Origin of the sequence: Limosilactobacillus ingluviei str. Autruche 4, assembly GCF_000312405.1 — a bacterium.
GTDB classification, from domain to species: Bacteria; Bacillota; Bacilli; order Lactobacillales; family Lactobacillaceae; genus Limosilactobacillus; species Limosilactobacillus ingluviei.
This window is the reverse complement of sequence record NZ_HE997173.1, coordinates 666,024-686,032: the sequence shown is the minus strand read 5'-3', so window position 1 is coordinate 686,032 and position 20,009 is coordinate 666,024. Positions and strand designations below refer to the sequence as shown.

Sequence of the window (20,009 nt, the reverse complement as noted above, 5' to 3'; positions counted from 1 at the left end):
GAGAGATGAGAAGTGATGGGATACATTAATTTGAATAATATGGCCTTTCATACCTATAACGGGGTGTTTGGCGAAGAAAAAAAGCTCGGCCAGCGTTTAGAAATCGACGCGAAGCTGGGCTACCCGATTGAACAAAAGGTCCGCCATGACGACTTAAGCGAAACGGTCAGTTATGCCGACGTTTACGAAACCATCCGTCAGTTTGTGACGACCAATTCCTTTGATCTGATTGAAACGGTGGCCAACCGCTTACTGGATGAAATTTTGACCACTTACCCGGCGTTGACCAGCGTTCACCTTAAGGTCCGCAAGTACGCGGTACCGATTGCCGGGATTTTTGACAATGTCGAAATTGAGGTCGAACGGCAACGATGATGACCCCAGTATCGCTCAGTATCGGTAGCAACATTGGTGATCGGGCCGCTAATTTACGGCTCGCGGTGCACTTGTTAACGCTCCGACCGGAAATTAAGGTGGTGGCCGTATCCCCGGTGTATGAAACGGAGCCGGTGGGTGGGGTGGTCCAACGCAGTTTTTATAACTTGGCCGTCCAACTGGAAACCCGCCTGACGGCCAGCGACTTATTGCACTATTTACATGTCATTGAGCAATCTTTGCACCGGCGGCGTTTAGTGCACTGGGGGCCGCGGACGATTGACCTGGATATTATCTACTACGGGAACCGGCAGTTTAAGACGGCGACCCTTAAGGTGCCCCACCCGGAAATGGCCAACCGCCGGTTTGTGCTGGTCCCCTTATTGACGGTCCTGGCGGCCGGGGATCAACGCCAACAGGTGGCGGCATTGTTGGCCCAGACGCCTGATCACAATTGGTTAACGGAAATTATTGGAAAAGAGGAAGTTCAAGGATGGATTTAGCACGAATTGAAGCGGCGGTGCGGGAAATTTTGCTGGCCGTCGGGGAAGATCCCACGCGCGAAGGGCTGCAAGAAACTCCCGCCCGCGTTGCCCGCATGTACAGTGAAGTCTTTGCTTCATTGGGTAAGCAAGCCGAAGAAGTGGCCAATTACAAGACCTTTCACGTTGAAGAACGGCCCGAAATGGTTTTGGTGCAAGACATTCCCTTTTACTCAATGTGTGAGCACCACCTCCTGCCCTTTTTTGGGGTAATCAGCTTAGCTTACGTCCCCAACGATCGGGTAATTGGCTTAAGTAAGATTCCGCGCTTGGTGGACTACGTGACCAAAAAACCGGGGATGCAAGAACGGGTAACGACGGAATTATTGGCGGAATTGGACCGGTTGTTAGCGCCCGCCGGGGTTGCGGTGAGCGTGGCGGCTCGTCACATGTGCATGGAAATGCGCGGTGTGCATAAGACGGGTCAGTTTACTTACACCAGCAAGTTTAGTGGGCAGTTTGCCACTCAGGAGGCCTTGCGGCAGGAATTCCTGCAACAAGTGCGGACGCATCATGACCAGCTATAAGGCGGCCCTGGCGGCCTTTGCGCCTGCCATGAAGGGGGATCAGGCCGACCGGGTGCCGCTTTTGCGCCAAATCTTGGCCAACCTCGGGCATCCGGACCAACGGTTTCAGATCGTCCATGTGGCGGGCACCAATGGCAAGGGCTCGACCGGTCAAATCATCGCGGAAGCCTTACTGGCCAAAGGCTTCCGGGTCGGCCACTTTGCTAGTCCGGCCCTCTTGGACGAACGTGAACAGGTCCAAATCAACCACCAATTAATCACACCCGCTCAGGTGGTGGCCGCGGTGGCCCAAATCAAGGCCCATTTGCCGGCCGGCGTGACCTTGGGGAAGCTGACCATTTTTGAAGGGTGGACCTTGATTGCCCTGGTCACCTTTGCCCGTCAGCAAGTTGATTGGGCGGTGATTGAAGTCGGCCTGGGTGGCCAGTTGGATGCCACCAATGCGATCAGCGCCCCGGCCTTAGCCGTAATTACCCACCTGGCTTTGGACCATACCCGGATTTTGGGCCCAACGCTGACGGCGGTGGCCCACGCCAAAGCGGGAATCATTAAGACTGGTACGCGGGCGGTTGTCTTAGCGCCGGAGCAAGCCCCGGCGGCCCGGGCCGTCATTGCCCAGGCGGCTAAGCAAGCGCAGGTTCCCCTGATAGACAGTGCCGCCGTAGTTCAGGTGCATCCCACGTTGGCCGGACAGGTGGCCATTCAAGTGGGAACTGAGCCCGGTTGGCAAAGTCCCTTTGGCTTAAGCGGCCAGTTTCAGCGGCTCAACTTGATGACCGCTTTGGCGACCTTACGTCAGTTGCCGCTAGCTTGGTCCGTGGCTGAACTGCAAGTAGCCTTGGGCCGGGTCCGCTTGCCGGGCCGCTTTGAACAAATCAACGCCCAGCCACCGGTGATTTTAGACGGGGCCCACAATCCCGATGGGACGCGCCATTTGTTAGCGGCGTTGCAAGAGCGTTACCCCGCAGCACAATTTACCTTTATTCTGGGGTTCTTGGCTGATAAAGCCGTGGCCACGTTGGCCCAGCAGTATCAAGCCCTCGGGGCGACTTATTACCTGGTGACACCCAACCACCCGACCCGGGCCCTCCCGGCGGAAAAGCTAAAGGACTACTTGCCCACCGGTCAGGTGATGCCTTCGGTGGCGACGGCGTTAACGGCGGCTCTAGATGCGGCTACGCCGAAGACGGTGATTGTAATTACGGGTTCATTTTATGTAGTGAAGGAGGGAAAGCGACTTGCCGCAACTAAATTTTATTCTGGCAACCAATAATGATTTTAAAATTAGTGAATTAACGCGGGAATTGGCCTTTTTTGGCGCGACCGGTCAGGGTTACCAAGCGGTCTTAGGTCGGCGGGTGGCCTTTCCGCCGGAAGGAACGACCAGTTATGCGGCCAATGCGACGCAAAAAGCGCAGTTTATCAGTCAGCTTCTGCCGGATGCGCTGGTGATTGCCGATGATTCCGGGATTGAATTGGCTCACCGGCCAGGAGAACTCGGGGTACAAACGGCCCGCGAACTGCACGCTAAATTTGGTACCCCGGCCGTGAACCAAGCGCTGATCGAGCGGGCGGTCGATCCTGACCGGGGGTTTACGATGCAAACGGTAATTGCCTTAGCTCGCGGCGGTGAATTAATGGCGCTCTACCACGGCCAGTTGACCGGCCAAATCGCTCGCACTCCGTGGCCCACGGGGCATGGGCTGGATCAGATCTTAATCCCGGCGGGCTTAACCCGCCCCTTGGCCGCCTTACCCCTGCCAGAATTTGTAAAGTATGATCACCGCAGTCAAGCGGTGGCCGCCCTCGTGAAAGGAATGACGCAAGATGAAGCTTGAAAATTGGCACTTAGCAAAGGAAGCGCCGGCCTTCGCCCCGCTTTTTAATGACATATTAGTGACCCACCGTTCCTTAGCTTTGAAGTGGACTTTTCCGGCCCCGGCGCAGACCGCGGTCCGGGATTTGTTGGCCGGTTTTGACCTAGCAGTGGTGGATTTACCAGCCGGCCTTGGCTTTGTTTTACCGCAAAGTGCCTGGCCGACCTTTGCCAAGCGGGTGGGCGAACGCTTTGCCAGTGACGCGCCCTTGCAAGCTGACTTAGCAGCCTTACAAGCCGAACAAGCCGTCTGGTGGCAAGCGGGGGCCTTTCGCTATGATCTGACCACGACCCCCTTAGTCTACGGAATTTTAAACGTGACGCCAGATTCCTTTTATGATGGGGGCCGGTATGCGCAAACTGATGCAATGATCGCCCAGATCGAAAAAATGGTGGCGGCCGGCGCCGACATAATTGAGCCGGGGGGCCAAACCACTAAGCCGGGGGGCTTTGTGGAAGTCGCGCCGGACGAGGAGTGGCGGCGAATTGAACCGGCAATTAAGTTGATCAAGGCCCGTTACCCGCAGGTGGCCGTAGCCGTAGATACCTATAAACTGCCGGTCATGGAGCGGGCCTTAGCGGCCGGCGTTGACATTATTAATGACGTTAATGGTTTTGAGACGGCCGCCAAGCGCCACTTGCTCAGCCAGTATCACCACGTCGGGTTGGTAACCATGCACTCCAGCCGGGGACATGAGTACCACAACTTAACGGCGGGAATGGTGGATTTCTTCCGCGCCAACCTCCAAGCCCTGCAGGCAGCGGGGATTGCAGCCGAGCGGATCTGTTTGGATCAGGGGATCGGCTATGCCAAAGTGGCGGATGGCTACCAAGACTTTGCCATGATGAACAATGTGGCAGCCTTAAATCAATTCCAGCGGCCGATTATGGTGGCAATTTCGCGTAAGGGCTTCGGCCAACGTTTGTTTAACCTGCCGAAGGATGAACGCTTAGGCGTCACTCTGATTGCCGAAGCGGCCATGTACTTAGCGGGGGGCCGGGTGCTGCGGGTCCACGATGTGGAAGCCACCCGGCAGTTGGTCAAACTCCTGGATACGATTAAGCAAAGTTACTGGACCCTACCAGGGCATGGCGAGCAACAGTAAGCCGACGCCAACTTGCGACCACCGCGCTAAGCGGGGACTGCCAAAGGTCAGGCGTTTACGGCGAAAGCTGAGTTCGATGATGATTAAAATGGCAAAGAGGAGGACGACTTGCCAGCTGTGCCAAAGCAGCCGGTAGGGCCAAGTTACGATCAAAATCCCAATCCGCACGCTCAAGAGGCTGGCTAATAAGAGCCGGGTCCAACCGCCAAAAAAGGACAGCTGCTTTTCTGCCGGAGCGTGCAGACCACGGTGGTAGGTCCAAAAAATTGCGAAAACGAGCAACCAGTTCACGGTTAAGATAATCATGTTTTTTCTCCCAAAGTGGTAAGCAACGAGCCGAGGGCGCGTTGCTTTTTTTATTTTGCGGTTTACTTCTATTTTAGCATGGTCGAAGCGGGGGACTTGAAAAATTGCCAAAAGTGTGTAAACTAGTCCTTATTGCAATTAATGGCGAAATAATGAGGTGAACTGAATGACGTTTTATAAAGTTGGCGATGAAGTCAAAGCTGGTAAGTTTGGTCCCTTAGAACACGATTTTGGCGGGATCGTGGAAAAGGTTTACGAAAATTCCATCATGATTGCGATCAAGCAGTTTGATCCTTCCGATAAGACCAGTGTCAATGAATTGAACGGCCGGGCGGTTATTCGCAAGGATGAAGCCAAAATGGTCAAGGCGGTCGAACGGACGGCCGAAGACAAGGAATTAGCCGCCAAGGAAGAAAAGGAAAAGGGAGAAAAAGCGGCGAAGCCAGCCCGTAAGAAGCGGGCCACGAAAAAATCCGAAAAAAAGGGTGACAAATAACGGATTTATGGTAAGATATAAAAGGTGATTGATTCACCTAGTTATTGCGGGTATAGTTCAGTGGTAAAACATAACCTTCCCAAGGTTAAGTCGCGAGTTCGATTCTCGTTACCCGCTTGTTGAACATCGTGTTGGCGGTGTTCTTTTTTATAACATTTCACATATGTTATAACAGTTAACTTTTAACCACAGTAAGAAGGCAGTTGCCACTTAGCGAATCCGGGATGGTGCAAGCCGGAGGGGGAGCCCTTCTGAAGCGGGGTTAAAGGAGAATTGAATATTCATCATAATGAGTGGAATGGAAATTCAAGTAGAGTGGTACCACGGGAAATCTCGTCTCTAATCAACAGTTGTTGGTTAGAGACTTTTTTATTAGCTCAGGAGGGAAATTATGGACGAAAAACAACAAGTAGTGGCGGCCTTAGCGGCAGCCTTGCCAGACTTAGACCAAGCGACCTTGGCCGAAAAAATTGAACGGCCCAAGGACAACAAAAATGGGGACTACGCGTTCCCAACTTTCTTTTTAGCCAAGACCTTGCACAAGGCGCCCCAACTGATTGCCCAAGAATTGGTGGCTAAGGTCGACTCAAGTGGCTTTGAAAAGGTTGCAGTGGCAGGTCCTTACATTAACTTCTTCTTGGACAAGGCCAAGGTCGGCGGCAATGTCTTGATGGAAATCTTGGCGGACCCAGCAAACTATGGTTCATCGGATCTCGGTCACGGCGGGAACGTGACGATTGACATGTCTTCACCAAACATTGCCAAGCCAATGGGGATGGGCCACCTGCGTTCAACTGTGATTGGGAATGCGATCGCCAACTTGATGACCAAGACGGGTTATCATCCCGTAAAAGTCAACCACTTAGGGGACTGGGGGACCCAATTTGGGAAGCTGATGGCCGCCTACAAGATGTGGGGGAACGAAGAAGAAGTCAAGGCTGACCCAATCAACACCTTGCAACGCTACTACGTTAAGATCAACACGGAAGCTGATGAACACCCCGAATACGCTGACATGGGGCGGGAATGGTTTAAGAAGCTGGAAGATGGCGACGAAGAAGCGTACCGGCTGTGGGTTTGGTTCCGGAAGGAATCATTAAAGCGGTTCATGAAGATCTACAAGCTGTTGGACGTGGACTTTGACTCTTACAACGGGGAAGCCTTCTACAACGACAAGATGGATGAAATCATCCAACTCTTAAAGGACAAGCACCTGTTGCAAGAAAGTCGGGGGGCCGGGATTGTTGACCTGTCCAAGTACGACTTGAACCCCGCGATGGTGCTCAAGTCGGATGGGTCAACCCTTTACATGACGCGGGACTTGACGACGGCCCTGTTCCGGAAGCGGATGTACGGGTTTGCTAAATCCCTGTACGTCGTGGGGGCGGAACAAGAATACTACTTTGGCCAATTAAAAGCGGTCCTGACGGAAATGGGCTTTGAATGGGCCAAGCAAATTCACTACATCAAGTTCGGGTTGATGAGCTTAAACGGGAAGAAGATGTCGACCCGGAAGGGGAACGTGGTGCAATTGGAAGACGTCTTGAACGATTCGATCAAGATGGCCCGCCAACAAATTGCCGAAAAGAACCCAACCTTGGCGAATGCCGATGAAGTAGCCGAACAAGTTGGGGTCGGCGCCGTAATTTTCCATGATTTGAAGAACGACCGGCGTAACCGGGTCGACTTCCGCCTGGAAGACGTGGTGAAGTTTGAAGGGGAAACCGGGCCGTACGTCCAATATGCCCACGCGCGGGCCGAATCGATCCTGCGCAAGGCTGGTAAGCCATCCTTTGATGGGGTTGAGTTGGCCTTACATGATGAAAAGGCATGGCCAATTGTCAAGCGCCTGAGTCAATACGGCGAAACGGTTGAACGGGCGGCGGCTAACTACGACCCATCCCTGATTGGGAAGTACGCGCTGGCCCTGGCCAAGGACTTTAACCAATACTACGCGCACACCCGGATCCTGGTGGACGACGACCAAAAACTGGAACGTTTGGCCTTGGTTCAAGCCGTCTCCTACGTGCTGAAGTCCGCTTTGGCCATCTTAGGGGTGAAGGCACCTGACGAAATGTAAGCTTGAAATTAAAAGGGAGCAGCCAGCTGGCTAATTGCTAAGAAAGCGTTAGAAAGGGCGGTTGCTCTTTTTCTTTTGCCCAATAAGTATGCTAAAATTTGGCAGAGACCGAGCAGAAAGGAAGTTGATGAATAATCTGATGAAGTTGAAAGATTGGCAGTCCCGGGTTGGCAACTGGGCCCGGGCCGCTTGGCAGACGGGGCGGGCAAACTTTCGCGCTTTTTGGCACCGGTTCCAGTTGACCCGGTGGCTGATTGTGATTGGGCTGACCCTGTTTTTAGCAGTCAGCATTTATCTGACGGTGGTGGCCAAGACCGCCAACGTCAAGAGCCTACAAGCCCGCTTGGAACACCCGACGATGGTTTATGATCGCCACGGTGACTCGGCGGGGAGTTTGTATTCGCAAAAGGGGACTTACGTTAAGTTAAAGCAAGTTTCGCCCCACGTCGTTGATGCGGTGCTTTCCACGGAAGATCGCAATTTTTACCGCGAACACGGTTTTTCCGTTAAGGGTTTGGGGCGAGCGGCCTTCTTGTTGGTTAAAAACAAGGTCATGGGCCGCAACTACATTTCCGGTGGGGGAAGCACCTTGACCCAGCAACTGGTGAAAAACGCCTTCCTCAGTCAGGAACAAACCTTTTCCCGCAAGGCCAAGGAAATCTTTATTGCGATTGAAGTCGAAAATCAATACAGCAAGGCGGAAATTCTGACGATGTATCTGAACAACGCCTACTTTGGGCATGGCGTGTGGGGGATTCAGGATGCCGCCCAGCGCTACTTTGCCACTGACGCTGGCGATTTAACCGTGCCGCAGGCCGCGACGTTGGCGGGGATGCTGACGGCGCCGGGAATTTATAATCCAATCGATCACCCCACGGCTACTAAGCAACGGCGTAATTTGGTGTTGGACTTGATGGTGGAAAATGGCAAATTGTCCCAGCGGCAAGCCACGGCCTACCAACAGACCCCCCTGGTGGTCAAAAACGGCTACCGGGCCCCGAACACCTATAAGTACCCCTCCTTTTTTGATGCCGTAATTGCCGAGGCGATCAGCAAGTATGGCTTAGACGAAAAAGAGGTCATGAACAATGGCTACAAAATTTATACGACCTTGGACCAGGGGCAACAACGAGCGATGCAGCAAGTCTTTGATGACGATGATAATTTTCCGGCCAATTTGGCTGATGGCAGCATGGTTCAAGCCGCATCCGTGGCCATCGACCCTAAGACTGGTGGGGTTTTGGCGATGTTTGGGGGTCGGGGCCAACACGTTTTCCGGGGTTACAACCGGGTGACGCAGATGCGCCGTCAGCCAGGTTCAACGATCAAACCAATTGCGGTCTACCTCCCGGCTTTGCAGCACGGCTACTTTTACGATTCGACCCTCCAAGATGAAAAGACAACGTACGGGACGGGCAAGAAGAAGTACACGCCAAAGAATTATGATGATCAATACAGCGGCAAGGTCCCAATGTATAAAGCCCTGTACGAAAGTCTCAATGCGCCGGCGGTGTGGCTGCTGAATAAGATTGGGGTCACAACGGGCTACAAGATGGCCCAGGCCTTTGGCTTACCCGTGGAAAAGAGTGACCAAAACCTGGCCTTGGCCCTCGGGGGCTTGACCAAGGGGGTCTCACCTTTGCAGTTGGCGCGGGCGTACGCCGTTTTTGCCTCGGGCGGGCAGTTACCGACGACCCATTTGATTACCAAGGTGGTTGACTCGACCGGCCATGAGGTCAAGCGCAAAGATAAATTGATGACCAAGCGGATCATCAAACGCGCCCAAGCTGATGAAATGACCAGTATGATGCTGGACGTCTTTAAGCTGGGGACGGCACAAAACGCTAAGCCTAGCGGTTATACCTTAGCCGGCAAGACCGGGACGACCAATTCCGGGCTCAAGGAGAATGACAGTGACCGTGATAAGTGGATTGTGGGCTATACGCCCGACGTTGTGGTCGCGACGTGGGAAGGTTATGACGATACGACCGTTACGCAGCAATTGTCGGATGTGGAAGAACGAGACCTAGCCAGTCTGTACCGGACGGAAATGGCCAGCCTCTTGCCACATACGGCCGGGACCACCTTTACGGTCAAAGATGCCCAGACCCGGGCGATGAGTGGAACCAAGTCGCCAAGTAAAAATCTCTGGCAACAAGCTGGTGAATTGGCTGACCAGGTCAAGCAAGGGTTGAGTCAAGCCTGGGATAATGTCCGGTCGCTTTTCCGTTAACCGGTGTGTTACAATAAAGTTAATTGTTGCCGTTAAAGGGTAACAGCGAAAACGAGTAACCGGGCGGGATTTATTACCGTCAGGTTCAGATGGAGGAACAAAAATGGTTGTAAATATTTACGATACAGCAAACGAATTGGAACGCCAAATGCGTGAAACCCAAGAATACCAAGACTTACAAGCGGCCTTTGCCAAGCTAAAGGCTGATAGCGACGCCTTTGAACTGTTTAAGAAGTTCCAACAAAGCCAAATGCAAGCCCAACAAAAGCAAATGGCCGGTCAAGAACTGAGTGAAGACGAAATCAAGGCCGTCCAAGATTTGGCCAAGGAAGTCGGCCAAAAGCAATCCGTGATTGCTTTGATGGAAGTAGAACGGCGGGTTGACAACATGATGCAAGAATTGAACAAGGTCATCACCAAGCCAATTCAAGATATCTACCAAGACATCATGCCACAAAAGCAAAACTAACTTAGCGAAGCCGGGAAAAAATCCGTTTTTTCCGCGGCTTTCTTTTGTCTGGGATCCAGTTGTCGGGGCCCGCTTGACGGCAACGCAGCTGATTTTTATATGGAAGGGATAGGTAAAATGGGATTAAACGATTATCAAGATGGGGAAAACCTTCAGTTAGCGTGTCTGATTAAGGATGCACAAGCGAAGACTACCAAAACCAACAGTCAGTACCTGGCCCTGACCTTTAGCGACCAAAGTGGGGAGTTAAGTGGTAACTTGTGGGACGCCACGGCCGAACAGGTGGCGGCTTTCCAACCAGGAGTGGTGGTGGAGTTAACTGGGAAGCGCAGTTCGTACCAAGGGCGGCCGCAAGTTGAGATTCAAGCCCTGGCGCTGGCCCCAGAAAAGCGCCCGGAAGACTTTGTGCCCCAAGCACCGGAAAGTGTGGCCGACATGAAAGATGCCCTGCGCCCCTTCTTTACGGCCATTCAGGAACCGACCTGGCACCAAATTGTGGTCGCGTTGGTAGCCCAGCACGGGGAAAAGTTTTTCATCAGCCCGGCTGCCAAGACCAACCACCACGCTTTTGCGGGCGGGTTGGCCTACCATACCCTGTCGATTTTGCGTTTAGCTGAGGCCGTTTGTGATCTTTATCCGGCCCTAAACCGGGAATTACTGTACGCGGGAGCAATTTTGCACGACCTGGGAAAGACGCTCGAACTCTCGGGGGCGGTTGCAACGCAGTATACCTTAGCCGGGCAGTTGGTGGGGCACATTTCCTTGCTCGACGGGGAAATTGTGGCGACCTGCCAAGCCCAGCAGCTTGATCCCAACAGTGAAGCCGTGGTGCTGTTGCGACATCTGATTTTAAGTCACCACGGCTTGCTGGAATACGGTTCCCCCGTTCGCCCGCAGGTTCGCGAAGCCGAAGTCTTGCACCAGTTGGATGAGTTGGATGCCAGCCTGTTAATGATGGATACCGCATTGGCAAAGACGACCCCTGGGGAATTTACCGACCGCTTATTTGCCATGGACCGGCGGCAGTTCTACCGGCCCCAGGAATAGCTGTGGCCGAATCGTGAATGACTTTCAAAGAAAGCCTAAAAATTCGCTTTTGCCCGGGGGAGGCGGGCGGAATGTGGTATATTAGACTGGTAAGTTTTTAAAAGGATGTGAAGGAGTTTGAAAAAGAAGAAGTTATTGGCCTTAGTCGCGGGGGTAGCATTAATGCTGCCATTGGCGGCGTGTGGCAACAAGGCCGTCGCGACGACCAGCGGGGGCAAGATTACCGAAAGTGAATACTACAGCAGCATGAAGGAAACTTCGCAGGGGAAGGCTGTCTTGCAACAAATGATCTTGGATAAGGTCTTGCAGAAGCAATATGGCAAGAAGGTTTCCGATGCCGCCGTTAATAAAGAATACAACTCTTACAAGAGCCAATATGGTTCGTCTTTCTCCACGGTTTTGGCCCAACAGGGGTTGACGACCAAGAGCTTTAAGCAACAAATTCGCTCCCAACTGCTGTTAGAAGCCGCGGTGCGGGATCAGTCGACCTTTACCAATAAGAAGTTAAAGGCCCAATGGAAGAAGTACGAGCCAAAGGTGCAAACGGCCCAAATTTTGGTCAGCTCTAAGGAAACGGCCCAAGACGTGATTGACAAGTTGAATAGTCATGACGGTGATAAGCTGAAGTACTTTAAGAAGTTAGCCAAGAAGTACTCCACGGATACGTCCACCAAGAATTCCGGTGGGGTGGTGGCCGCCTTTGACAACACCAGTGCTTCGGTTGACAGTGACTACATGAAAGCGGCCTTTGCCTTGAAGACGGGTGAATACACGACCGAACCAGTCAAAACTGAAAATGGCTACCAGGTCATCTACATGATCAAGCACCCGGCTAAGGGAAAGATGGCCAACCACATCAACGACTTAAAGACGCAGATCGTGGAAACTAATATGAATGATTCTACCTTTATGAAGAAAGTGATCTCCAAGGTCTTAAAGAAGGGGAACGTTTCGATTAAGGATAAGGATTTGACCAACATTTTAGATGACTACTTGACGACGGGGGCAACGACCAACACCACTAGCAGTAGCAAGTAGCTTGTCAGCGCTCGGATAAAAAAAGATCACCATCCCCGCTTGGGCGGTTGGAATGGTGATCTTTTTTCGGTTAAGCTTGATCTTGAGCCAACAGTTGGCGGATGTGCGTTTGTAACGCTTGGCCGGCGGCTTGCACGGCAGGTAAGGTCCGTTGCAGCTGTTGCAGACTAACCGTCAGCTGGCGCTTAGCGTGGCTGATGGTTTGTAAATCTTGTTGCAATTGGCGCCAATCCGCGGTCAACTTAGTTGTTTTCGTTTGCCAGTTGGGCCACGATGGCATCACAAACGGCTTGGTATTTAGCTTCATCATATGCCTCCTGGTTGTCAATAAAGGTCATGCTGAATTTGTCATCCGCATAGCGGGGCAGCAGGTGAATGTGGGAATGGAAGACGGATTGGTAAGCGGCCTTTCCGTTGTTGTTTAGGATGTTCATTCCCACGATCTTGGGGTTAGAGGCCTTGATTGCCCGGGCAATCTTTGGCAAGCGGGCAAAGACTCGGGCGGCCAAATCCGCATCATAGGCAAAAATATCTTTGACGTGGTGCTTAGGTACGACTAAGGTGTGACCAGGGGTGGCTTGCGAAATGTCGAGGAAGGCATAGACGACCTCATCTTCATAGACCTTGTAGCTCGGAATGTCACCATTGATGATTTTACAAAAAATGCAGTCTTCCATTTGATTACGCCTCGTTTCTTAAGTTTTAAATGGGGTTGTTGACACCCCACGTTGCGATAGTTAATACCAGTATACCGCACTTCCCTTGTGGTATACTTGGAGAATGAAAACTTTTTTAGAAAGGCCTGACAAAATGACGTTAGAAATTAAAAACCTGACGGGAGGCTACTCCCAATTGCCGGTACTTCACCAGGTCAGCTTTACCGTGGCTGCGGGCGAATTGGTCGGCTTGATTGGCCTCAACGGGGCTGGTAAGTCCACGACCTTAAACCACATCATTGGTTTAATGCGTCCCTTCAGTGGGCAGATTACCTTAAATGGGACCGCGCTAGCCACCGATCCGGTTGCGTATAAACAACAGATTGCCTACGTGCCTGAAACCCCGATCCTCTATCCAGAACTAACCTTGCGCGAACATTTGGCGCTTACGATCAAGGCATACCAATTAGCCCCTGAGCCAGCCTGGCAGCGGGCCCAGGAACTGCTAACGACGTTTCGGTTGGCGAATAAATTGGATTGGTTTCCAGCCGATTTTTCGAAGGGGATGAAGCAAAAGGTAATGATTGTGATGGCCTTTTTGACGGAGGCCAAGCTCTTTATCGTTGATGAACCGTTCTACGGCTTAGATCCCTTAGCGGTTCGGGATCTCTTGGCGTTGATTGAAGCACGCAAGCAGGCAGGCGCGGCGATTTTGATGTCCACCCACGTCTTGGATACCGCCCAACGCTATTGCGACCGCTTTGTGCTATTAACCGATGGGCGGGTTAAGGCCCAAGGGACGTTAGCGGACCTCAAAGCCCAAGCGCCGGATCCGACCGCCTCGTTAGATGAAATTTACCTAGCCATGGCAGGGGGGGAGCAGGATGCGTGATTTGTTTATTGCGCGCAAGCAGCGGCACTTTACTCAGCTGTTGAAGTATTGGCGCTTGGTCTTTAATGATCACTTCATCATTGCCCTGTTCTTCTTGTTTGGCGCCCTCGCGTATCGTTACGCTCAGTGGCTGCCCACGGTGGCTCCCACGGCGTGGTGGGTGTGGCCGGTGGTGTTAGCTTGGCTGACATTAGTGACTCAGGCCGGGCAATTGGCGACCTTGGTGCAGCCGGCTGATCCGGTCGTCTTACTGCCCCAGACCAGTGCCGCGCAGGGGTATTTTCGAGCCGCCTTTTATTACAGTGCTTGGCGCGGTATCTTGCTCAGCGAAGCGGGGCTGGTGGTGAGTCTGCCTCTTTTGCTGCGGGTCAAAGATCTCAGTGCCAGTGCCTTGCCGTGGTACGTGGCCGGGCTGGTCGGGGCCGCGGCGGTTTTGAAATGGGGTTGGTTGAAATCTGCCTACCAGCAGCTGAGCTTCCAACGGCGGGGTGTGGCTTGGTGGCAATGGGGGCTCCCCTTGGCGGGCTGGAGCTTGAGTTTGGCTTGGCCCCTGGTTGGGCTGGGCTTTGCCCTAGGCTGCTTATTAGTCAAAAAGCCAGCCCAGGCGCTTGACTGGCGGCACGCCGTTGCCTTGGAACAGCAACGCATGGACCGCCTCTATCGCTTCTTTAACCTCTTCACCGATGTGCCAGCGGTCCAGGGAAAAATTCGGCGCCGCAAATGGCTGCAAGGGGGCGTTCGTTGGCTGCAGGGGGGGCCTTCGGCGTGGGATTACCTCTATGCGCAAGGCTTGGTGCGCAACGTTGAAGTGGGCAATTTAGTCTGGCGGTTAACGGCCGTCGCGATGGTCGTGACGTATTTTGTTACGGTCCCGTGGCTCAATACCCTGTTGGTCTTGTTATTTATTTACTTGGTCGCCAGCCAGGTGATCCCCTTTTATCACCAATACGACCAAATCGTCTTTCCCCACCTCTTCCCGCTCCCAGCGGCAACGCAACCCGCGGCGTTTCGACGGTTAATGAACCGGTTGCTGAGCGTGGTTGCTGCCCTGATTGTGGTCGCCTCGTGGTCGGTGGGGCGGACCAGCTTTGTCTGGTGGCATGCTGGGGGCAACCTGCTGTTAGCGGGGATTGAAGTTTGGCTGCTGAACCGGTATTATTTGAAGGTACGAATTAAGAAAAAGTGAGGAAGAAACTTACATGCGTGTAAAACACAAAAAGTGGGCGGAACCGTTATTGGCCGCCCATCCCGAAAAAATGGCCCTGGATGCAGCCCAATTCAAAGGGCACTGGCAAGAGCGGTTTGAAAAAGTTCAGCCGTTACATTTAGAGGTCGGTATGGGCAAGGGTCAATTTATTATTGGCATGGCCAAGGCGCACCCGGAAATTAATTTTATTGGCTTGGAAATTGAAAGTACGGTCGCCGCCATTGCCTTAAAAAAAGCTTTGCCGGAAAAGCTGCCTAATTTGCAAATGATTCGGGCTGATGGCGCGGGGTTGGAAACGTTCTTTACCGATGGGTCAATTGAACGAATTTACTTGAACTTTTCGGATCCGTGGCCGAAAACGCGGCATGAAAAGCGGCGCTTGACCTACAAGAGCTTTTTAGCCAACTACCAACGGGTCTTGAAGCCGGGCGGTGGTTTAGAGCTTAAGACGGACAACATGGGCTTCTTCGAATATTCCCTGACCAGTTTTAATAACTACGGCCTGGTCTTTGATGGGGTCTGGCTGGATTTGCACCACGCGGCGGAAAACGAAGGTAACGTCGAAACGGAATATGAACAACGCTTTGCGGCGCTCGGCCAACCAATTTATAAAGTGAAGGCTCATTTTAAAGCTGAATAGTTTAGGGTTAGCACCGTGCTCAGCACGGTGCTTTTAAATTGGTCTAGGTGATAAAAAACAGTAAACAAAAAATTTGCGCAACGGGTTGCCTCAGACTGAAAATGCTGCCAAATTGGGTGGTAACGCTAGCTCAGACGCAGGTTAAAATTACGTAAAAATCCCGGTAAAAGATTTGAAAGCGTTTGACAAGCGGCGCCGAGCGTGAGAAGATATGGCCGTTGAACAGATAAAAATTGGATTGGTATAGTTGAGAGGGGATCAACCAAGATGAAACTGACAACCAATGAATTGCTTAACCGCGGCCCGAAAAGCAAGCGGGCCCCAGAAGGCCCCAAACTGACTGATGGTCAAGTGACGCTGACCCAAGCGGCTTGGGTGGGGCCCCAGTTGATGGCCCAAAGCGAGACGGCTTACCTCAAGGTTCGGCTGACTACGCCATTATCCCCAGCTGAGGGGACATTATTGGGACAAATCTCGCAAGCCGGGGTCCGGTTGGAGCTCACCGGCCTCACCTGCTTAGCAGAGCTGCGCTTAGTCTTGCTCTATTTGGCTTGGGCCACGCCGACGGTGATCCAATTGCCAGTGCAAGGGGACTGGTTGGCCACAGCGCGGCAGTTGTTAGCGGCTTATCCGGCAGTTGAGTTGCGGGATGTTCCTGAGCAAACCATGGGAGCGGTCGGTAAATAAAAAAGCGATCCCAGTCAGGATCGCTTGGTTGGCCGCCCGCTAAGCGTTTGGCACTCGTTTCATTTCTAAAATGGAGCCGGTGTAGGCATCTGCTAAGAAGTGGTAAGTGGTTAATCGATCATCTTCTTGGCGGGTGATGCCACCTTGGTAGGCTTGCGTGCGGACAGCAAAGCGTTGGAAGGGCCGGGCTTGGTAGTCAATCCAACTGCCCGTAATCGGGCCTTCCTTTTTAAAGTCGTTGATGACCAAGCGGAGAATTGCGTTGGCACTCAACTTGCGGTCACCAAACAATTTACCAGCTAAGAAGCCCGCGGCTCCAGATAATCCGAGGGTAACGGGAATCACCCAGGGGTTAAGGGAAGAATTAGAACTTGCCATTGTCTGCCTCACTTCTCTCATGTAAAGTAAACATATTGTAACACATGTGGCGCAGAAGCCAAAAATTTTCCCGGTTTGAGCAAACCATTGGTGAAAGTTGGAAAATTGTGTATAATTATCCTTACAATTAATAAGTGTGGAGGCGAGCGAATGGAAAAGTTACCAAAGATGACCCAAGCAGAATTAAAGCAAAAAGTTGCTACGGGCAAGTATGTCCTCTTTTTTACGGCGGATTGGTGCCCAGATTGCAACTTCATCAAGCCGGCAATGCCAGCAATTGAAGCCGATTTTAGCGATTTTACCTTCTTGCTGGTTGACCGGGATGAAAATCTGGAATTAGCAGCTGAGCTGGGGATCATGGGGATCCCTAGCTTTGTGGCCTACCAAGCGGGGCAAGAAATCGGGCGGTTCGTCAATAAGGACCGCAAGACGAAAGAAGAAGTTGAAAGCTTCTTACAAAGTTTGCCAGCTTAATGGCAGTCGCAGGGTGGTCCCAAATGGGGCCACTCTTTTTGTTTGCTTTGTCGCGCGGGGAGCAACTTGTGGTAAACTATAGACTGGTTTATTTAGAAATATAGATTGTGAGGGATTCATTGCCATGTTAATTGCAGGCTACAACCCGGCGGAGCTGGGGGATATTTTAGTAACAATGACGGCACCGGGGACTGGTGAACAAACGGTGGAAAAAAAGGGGCAGGTCGTGGCGATCACGGCTGCCGATGGTCAATTGTTGGGGTACAACTTCTTGGCCGCCAGTGCCATCCTGCCGGAATTAGCGACGGGGGTCAACGGTAACGTTGATCTGACCGCTGCTCAAGTGGCTAAGCTCAACGCGGCGATTCATGAAGCGGGTTTTACGGCTGAATTGACCGCCGCTTTGACCCCACATTTCCAAGTTGGCTATGTTGAAAAGATGGAAGACCACCCGAAGTCGGACCACTTACACATTACGACGGTCGACCTGGGCGATCACAAGCAACAGATCGTCAGCGGCTCGCCAAACATGCAAGCCAACGTGAAAGTCGTCGTGGCCAACGTCGGCACGATGATGCCCAGTGGCAGCATTATTTGGCCGGGGGCCCTACTGGGGGTTGAAAGCAACGGGATGATTTGCTCGGGGCGGGAGCTCCACTTGAAGGGTGCCCCCCAAAAGCCCGGGGCCTTGATTTTGCCGGATGATTTTGCCCCGGTGGGTGCGGCCTTTGATTTTGCAAAGGGAAATGAATTGTTTGCCTAAGAAAGGAAGCGGCAAAATGGAACAGAAACACTATTACTTTATCGGGATCAAGGGGACCGGGATGGCCGCTTTAGCCGAGGTCTTGTTTGATTTGGGGCATACGGTTGAAGGGTCAGATATTGAAAAAGAAACCTTTACCCAAGGTCCCCTGCTTGAAAAGGGGATCCAAATTCACTCTTTTGATCCAGCTAACTTGCGCGCCGGGATGACGGTGGTGAAGGGGAACGCCTTTGGGATGGATCACCCGGAAGTGCAACAAGCGTTGGCCTTAGGGCTACCCGTCCAGTCTTACCCAGAAACGGTGGAAGAATTGGTCCAAAGCTATACCAGTATTGGGGTCGCTGGTGCGCACGGTAAGACCAGTACGACGGCCTTGTTGTCCCATGTGCTGGCGGGGGTGGCCCCAACAAATTACTTGATTGGTGATGGGGAAGGGAATGGGCAAGCCGATGCCCGCTTCTTTGCCTTTGAAGCCGACGAATACCGGGATCACTTCTTGGCTTATCACCCGGATTACGCCATCATGACCAACGTTGATTTTGACCACCCGGATTATTTTGCTGATTTGGCCGCGGTCCAAGCTTCCTTTGAAACTTACGGTCGGCAGGTTAAGAAGGCAATTTTTGCCTGGGGGGACGATCCAAGTCTGCGGCAGTTAAAGGTTGACGTGCCGGTCTACTACTATGGTACCAAACCAACGGATGACTTCTACGCCGTTGACATTCAGCGAACGCCAGCCGGATCGACCTTTACGGCCTTTTACCGGGGAAAGAAGCTGGGCGAATTTACGGTTCATCTTTACGGTGAACACAGCGTTTTGAACGCCTTAGCCGTAATTGCCGTGGCCTACTTGGAACAGGTGGATTTGACGGAGATTCAACGTGAATTGGCCAGCTTTACTGGGGTTAAGCGGCGCTTTGCCGAACATAAGGTGGGAGAAGCAACCATTATCGATGACTATGCCCACCACCCGTCAGAAATCAAGGCAACGCTGGATGCGGCCCGGCAAAAATACCCAGATAAGGAAATCGTGGCGGTCTTCCAGCCGCATACCTACTCGCGCTTGCAAGCCTATTTAACGGAATTTGGTCAAAGCCTTACCGCCGCGGATCAGCTGTACGTGACGCCGATTTTTGGTTCAATTCGCGAAGCGGCGGGGCAAATCTCCAGTGCCGACTTGATCAAGCTGGTGCCTGGCAGCAAAGCGATTGATTTGGATTCCATTGATCAATTGTTGACCCACCACAATGCCGTGGTTGTTTTCATGGGCGCCGGTGATATTGAAAAGTACGAAGATGCTTATGTAGCGCGCTTACAATAGGGCTTAAAACGGGAGGTCGGAATATTCCGGCCTTTTTATGACCGAATAGTTCACAAAGAAAAGGTTAAGTTGCTTGCCTTCTACGGTGGGATTTGCTAGGATTTAGCTAGATTAAACGTCAAAGATAGTCAAATTTGAAGGGGGATTTGAATTGAACGATTTCTTTTCTCAGGAACCGCAACGGCGGGAAGTTAATACCGACGTGGTGGGACTGAATCGCTTTTTAACCCGGATGTACGGGAACATGGCTTTAGCCGTCTTGGTCTCGGCTTTGACCGCCTACTTATCAATGACGGCCTTTCGGGCGGTAATTTTTTCCTACTTTGCGGCGCACAGTGGGATGGTGTGGTTGGTCTTGCTATTGCCAATTGCCCTCACCTTTGGGATTAACGCCAGTGCCCAGCGCAATCCGGTCGGCAGCTTCGTGATGTTGATGGTGACCGCGATCATCTACGGCCTGGTTTTTGCACTGATTGCGGGAGCTTACACGGGGGCCAACATTGCCGCGGCGTTCTTGTCTAGTGCGTCCTTATTTGTCTTCTTAGCAATTTATGGGACGGTTACCAAGCGGGATCTTTCCCGGGCCGGGGGCCAAGCGACCGCCGCATTATTCGCTTTGATGATTGCTTGGATCATTAATATGTTCTTGCAAAGTCCAGCGATTACCTACATCTTTTCCTTTATTGCGGTCATTATCTTTGTGGTTTTGACTGCCTGGGATGCTCAAAAGATGAAGCAACTGTACTTGCAAGCGGGCAACCAAGTTTCGGTCAGTGGTTTAGCAGTGATCGGGGCCTTGCAATTGTACTTGGACTTCATTAACCTGTTCTTGCAACTCTTGCAAATTTTTGGGATGTCGGATCGTGATTAATGAAAAAACAGCGTTGGCGATTGGT

Annotated in this window: 24 protein-coding genes and 1 tRNA gene; 21 read left to right on the top strand and 4 right to left on the bottom strand. The window is 52.2% G+C overall.

Features of this window, described 5'->3' with window-relative positions; genetic code table 11:
* Positions 1-15 precede the first annotated feature (15 nt).
* The 6 genes from folB to folP are packed head-to-tail and all read left to right on the top strand — an operon-like array spanning position 16 to position 4,426.
* Positions 16-375 (top strand): dihydroneopterin aldolase, encoded by a 360-nt coding sequence (gene folB / locus BN54_RS03370; RefSeq protein ID WP_019205735.1) that lies wholly within the window; start codon positions 16-18, stop codon positions 373-375.
* Positions 375-878: a 2-amino-4-hydroxy-6-hydroxymethyldihydropteridine diphosphokinase gene (gene folK, locus BN54_RS03365; RefSeq protein WP_040469890.1), complete on the top strand. Its 504-nt coding sequence runs from the start codon at positions 375-377 to the stop codon at positions 876-878. Before folB ends, folK begins: the two co-directional genes overlap by 1 nt.
* Complete coding sequence (gene folE, locus BN54_RS03360; protein ID WP_019205733.1) at positions 869-1,444, top strand: GTP cyclohydrolase I FolE; 576 nt, start codon at positions 869-871, stop codon at positions 1,442-1,444. Before folK ends, folE begins: the two co-directional genes overlap by 10 nt.
* Positions 1,431-2,717 (top strand): bifunctional folylpolyglutamate synthase/dihydrofolate synthase, encoded by a 1,287-nt coding sequence (locus BN54_RS03355; RefSeq protein WP_019205732.1) that lies wholly within the window; start codon positions 1,431-1,433, stop codon positions 2,715-2,717. The genes folE and BN54_RS03355 overlap by 14 nt, the downstream gene beginning before the upstream one ends.
* Positions 2,683-3,282, top strand: coding sequence for a non-canonical purine NTP pyrophosphatase (locus BN54_RS03350; protein ID WP_019205731.1), 600 nt, complete (start codon positions 2,683-2,685; stop codon positions 3,280-3,282). The genes BN54_RS03355 and BN54_RS03350 overlap by 35 nt, the downstream gene beginning before the upstream one ends.
* Positions 3,272-4,426 (top strand): dihydropteroate synthase, encoded by a 1,155-nt coding sequence (folP, locus tag BN54_RS03345; RefSeq protein WP_019205730.1) that lies wholly within the window; start codon positions 3,272-3,274, stop codon positions 4,424-4,426. The genes BN54_RS03350 and folP overlap by 11 nt, the downstream gene beginning before the upstream one ends.
* On the opposite strand, the gene BN54_RS03340 is transcribed toward folP, so the two are convergent.
* Positions 4,400-4,732 carry a hypothetical protein gene (locus tag BN54_RS03340; protein WP_019205729.1) on the bottom strand — a complete coding sequence of 111 codons (333 nt, stop codon included), beginning with the start codon at positions 4,730-4,732 and terminating at the stop codon, positions 4,400-4,402. The two genes, folP and BN54_RS03340, sit on opposite strands and share 27 nt — an antisense overlap.
* Positions 4,733-4,898: 166 nt before the next feature.
* Between BN54_RS03340 and BN54_RS03335 the strand changes: the two genes are divergently transcribed.
* The 7 genes from BN54_RS03335 (at position 4,899) to BN54_RS03305 (ending at position 12,095) form a co-directional block, all read left to right on the top strand.
* Entirely contained in the window at positions 4,899-5,228 is a 330-nt protein-coding gene (locus BN54_RS03335; RefSeq protein ID WP_019205728.1) for a hypothetical protein, read from the top strand.
* A gap of 46 nt (positions 5,229-5,274) precedes the next feature.
* A tRNA-Gly gene (locus BN54_RS03330) sits at positions 5,275-5,345 on the top strand.
* A 274-nt stretch (positions 5,346-5,619) separates the two neighbouring features.
* On the top strand, positions 5,620-7,308 hold the full coding sequence (argS, locus tag BN54_RS03325) for an arginine--tRNA ligase (protein ID WP_019205727.1): 1,689 nt from the start codon (positions 5,620-5,622) through the stop codon (positions 7,306-7,308).
* 127 nt (positions 7,309-7,435) lie between these two features.
* Positions 7,436-9,541 (top strand): PBP1A family penicillin-binding protein, encoded by a 2,106-nt coding sequence (locus tag BN54_RS03320; RefSeq protein ID WP_019205726.1) that lies wholly within the window; start codon positions 7,436-7,438, stop codon positions 9,539-9,541.
* A 103-nt stretch (positions 9,542-9,644) separates the two neighbouring features.
* Positions 9,645-10,010: a YlbF family regulator gene (locus tag BN54_RS03315; protein WP_019205725.1), complete on the top strand. Its 366-nt coding sequence runs from the start codon at positions 9,645-9,647 to the stop codon at positions 10,008-10,010.
* A gap of 117 nt (positions 10,011-10,127) precedes the next feature.
* Positions 10,128-11,057, top strand: coding sequence for a 3'-5' exoribonuclease YhaM family protein (locus tag BN54_RS03310; protein ID WP_019205724.1), 930 nt, complete (start codon positions 10,128-10,130; stop codon positions 11,055-11,057).
* 117 nt (positions 11,058-11,174) lie between these two features.
* Complete coding sequence (locus BN54_RS03305) at positions 11,175-12,095, top strand: peptidylprolyl isomerase (protein ID WP_019205723.1); 921 nt, start codon at positions 11,175-11,177, stop codon at positions 12,093-12,095.
* A gap of 70 nt (positions 12,096-12,165) precedes the next feature.
* On the opposite strand, the gene BN54_RS10190 is transcribed toward BN54_RS03305, so the two are convergent.
* Positions 12,166-12,402, bottom strand: coding sequence for a hypothetical protein (locus tag BN54_RS10190; protein ID WP_155818259.1), 237 nt, complete (start codon positions 12,400-12,402; stop codon positions 12,166-12,168).
* A complete protein-coding gene (locus BN54_RS03300) occupies positions 12,338-12,772 on the bottom strand; it encodes an HIT family protein (protein ID WP_019205721.1) in 435 nt (144 codons plus the stop codon). The genes BN54_RS10190 and BN54_RS03300 overlap by 65 nt, the downstream gene beginning before the upstream one ends.
* Positions 12,773-12,905: 133 nt before the next feature.
* Between BN54_RS03300 and BN54_RS03295 the strand changes: the two genes are divergently transcribed.
* The 4 genes from BN54_RS03295 to BN54_RS03280 all read left to right on the top strand — a co-directional run bounded on the left by BN54_RS03295 (position 12,906) and on the right by BN54_RS03280 (position 16,177).
* Positions 12,906-13,643: an ABC transporter ATP-binding protein gene (locus BN54_RS03295; protein WP_019205720.1), complete on the top strand. Its 738-nt coding sequence runs from the start codon at positions 12,906-12,908 to the stop codon at positions 13,641-13,643.
* The gene (locus BN54_RS03290; RefSeq protein WP_019205719.1) at positions 13,636-14,829 is read left to right on the top strand and encodes an ABC transporter permease; all 1,194 of its coding nucleotides are present in this window, start codon (positions 13,636-13,638) and stop codon (positions 14,827-14,829) included. The genes BN54_RS03295 and BN54_RS03290 overlap by 8 nt, the downstream gene beginning before the upstream one ends.
* A 13-nt stretch (positions 14,830-14,842) precedes the next feature.
* Positions 14,843-15,490 (top strand): tRNA (guanosine(46)-N7)-methyltransferase TrmB, encoded by a 648-nt coding sequence (gene trmB / locus BN54_RS03285; RefSeq protein ID WP_019205718.1) that lies wholly within the window; start codon positions 14,843-14,845, stop codon positions 15,488-15,490.
* A 267-nt stretch (positions 15,491-15,757) separates the two neighbouring features.
* Positions 15,758-16,177 carry a hypothetical protein gene (locus tag BN54_RS03280; RefSeq protein ID WP_019205717.1) on the top strand — a complete coding sequence of 140 codons (420 nt, stop codon included), beginning with the start codon at positions 15,758-15,760 and terminating at the stop codon, positions 16,175-16,177.
* Positions 16,178-16,216: 39 nt separating this feature from the next.
* On the opposite strand, the gene BN54_RS03275 is transcribed toward BN54_RS03280, so the two are convergent.
* Positions 16,217-16,555 carry a hypothetical protein gene (locus tag BN54_RS03275; protein WP_019205716.1) on the bottom strand — a complete coding sequence of 113 codons (339 nt, stop codon included), beginning with the start codon at positions 16,553-16,555 and terminating at the stop codon, positions 16,217-16,219.
* 150 nt (positions 16,556-16,705) lie between these two features.
* Between BN54_RS03275 and BN54_RS03270 the strand changes: the two genes are divergently transcribed.
* The 4 genes from BN54_RS03270 (at position 16,706) to BN54_RS03255 (ending at position 19,984) form a co-directional block, all read left to right on the top strand.
* On the top strand, positions 16,706-17,029 hold the full coding sequence (locus BN54_RS03270; RefSeq protein ID WP_019205715.1) for a thioredoxin family protein: 324 nt from the start codon (positions 16,706-16,708) through the stop codon (positions 17,027-17,029).
* A 124-nt stretch (positions 17,030-17,153) separates the two neighbouring features.
* Entirely contained in the window at positions 17,154-17,792 is a 639-nt protein-coding gene (ytpR, locus tag BN54_RS03265; RefSeq protein WP_019205714.1) for a YtpR family tRNA-binding protein, read from the top strand.
* Between the two features lie 16 nt (positions 17,793-17,808).
* Entirely contained in the window at positions 17,809-19,113 is a 1,305-nt protein-coding gene (gene murC, locus BN54_RS03260) for a UDP-N-acetylmuramate--L-alanine ligase (protein ID WP_019205713.1), read from the top strand.
* 151 nt (positions 19,114-19,264) lie between these two features.
* Complete coding sequence (locus BN54_RS03255; protein ID WP_019205712.1) at positions 19,265-19,984, top strand: Bax inhibitor-1/YccA family protein; 720 nt, start codon at positions 19,265-19,267, stop codon at positions 19,982-19,984.
* The last annotated feature ends 25 nt before the right edge of the window (positions 19,985-20,009 follow it).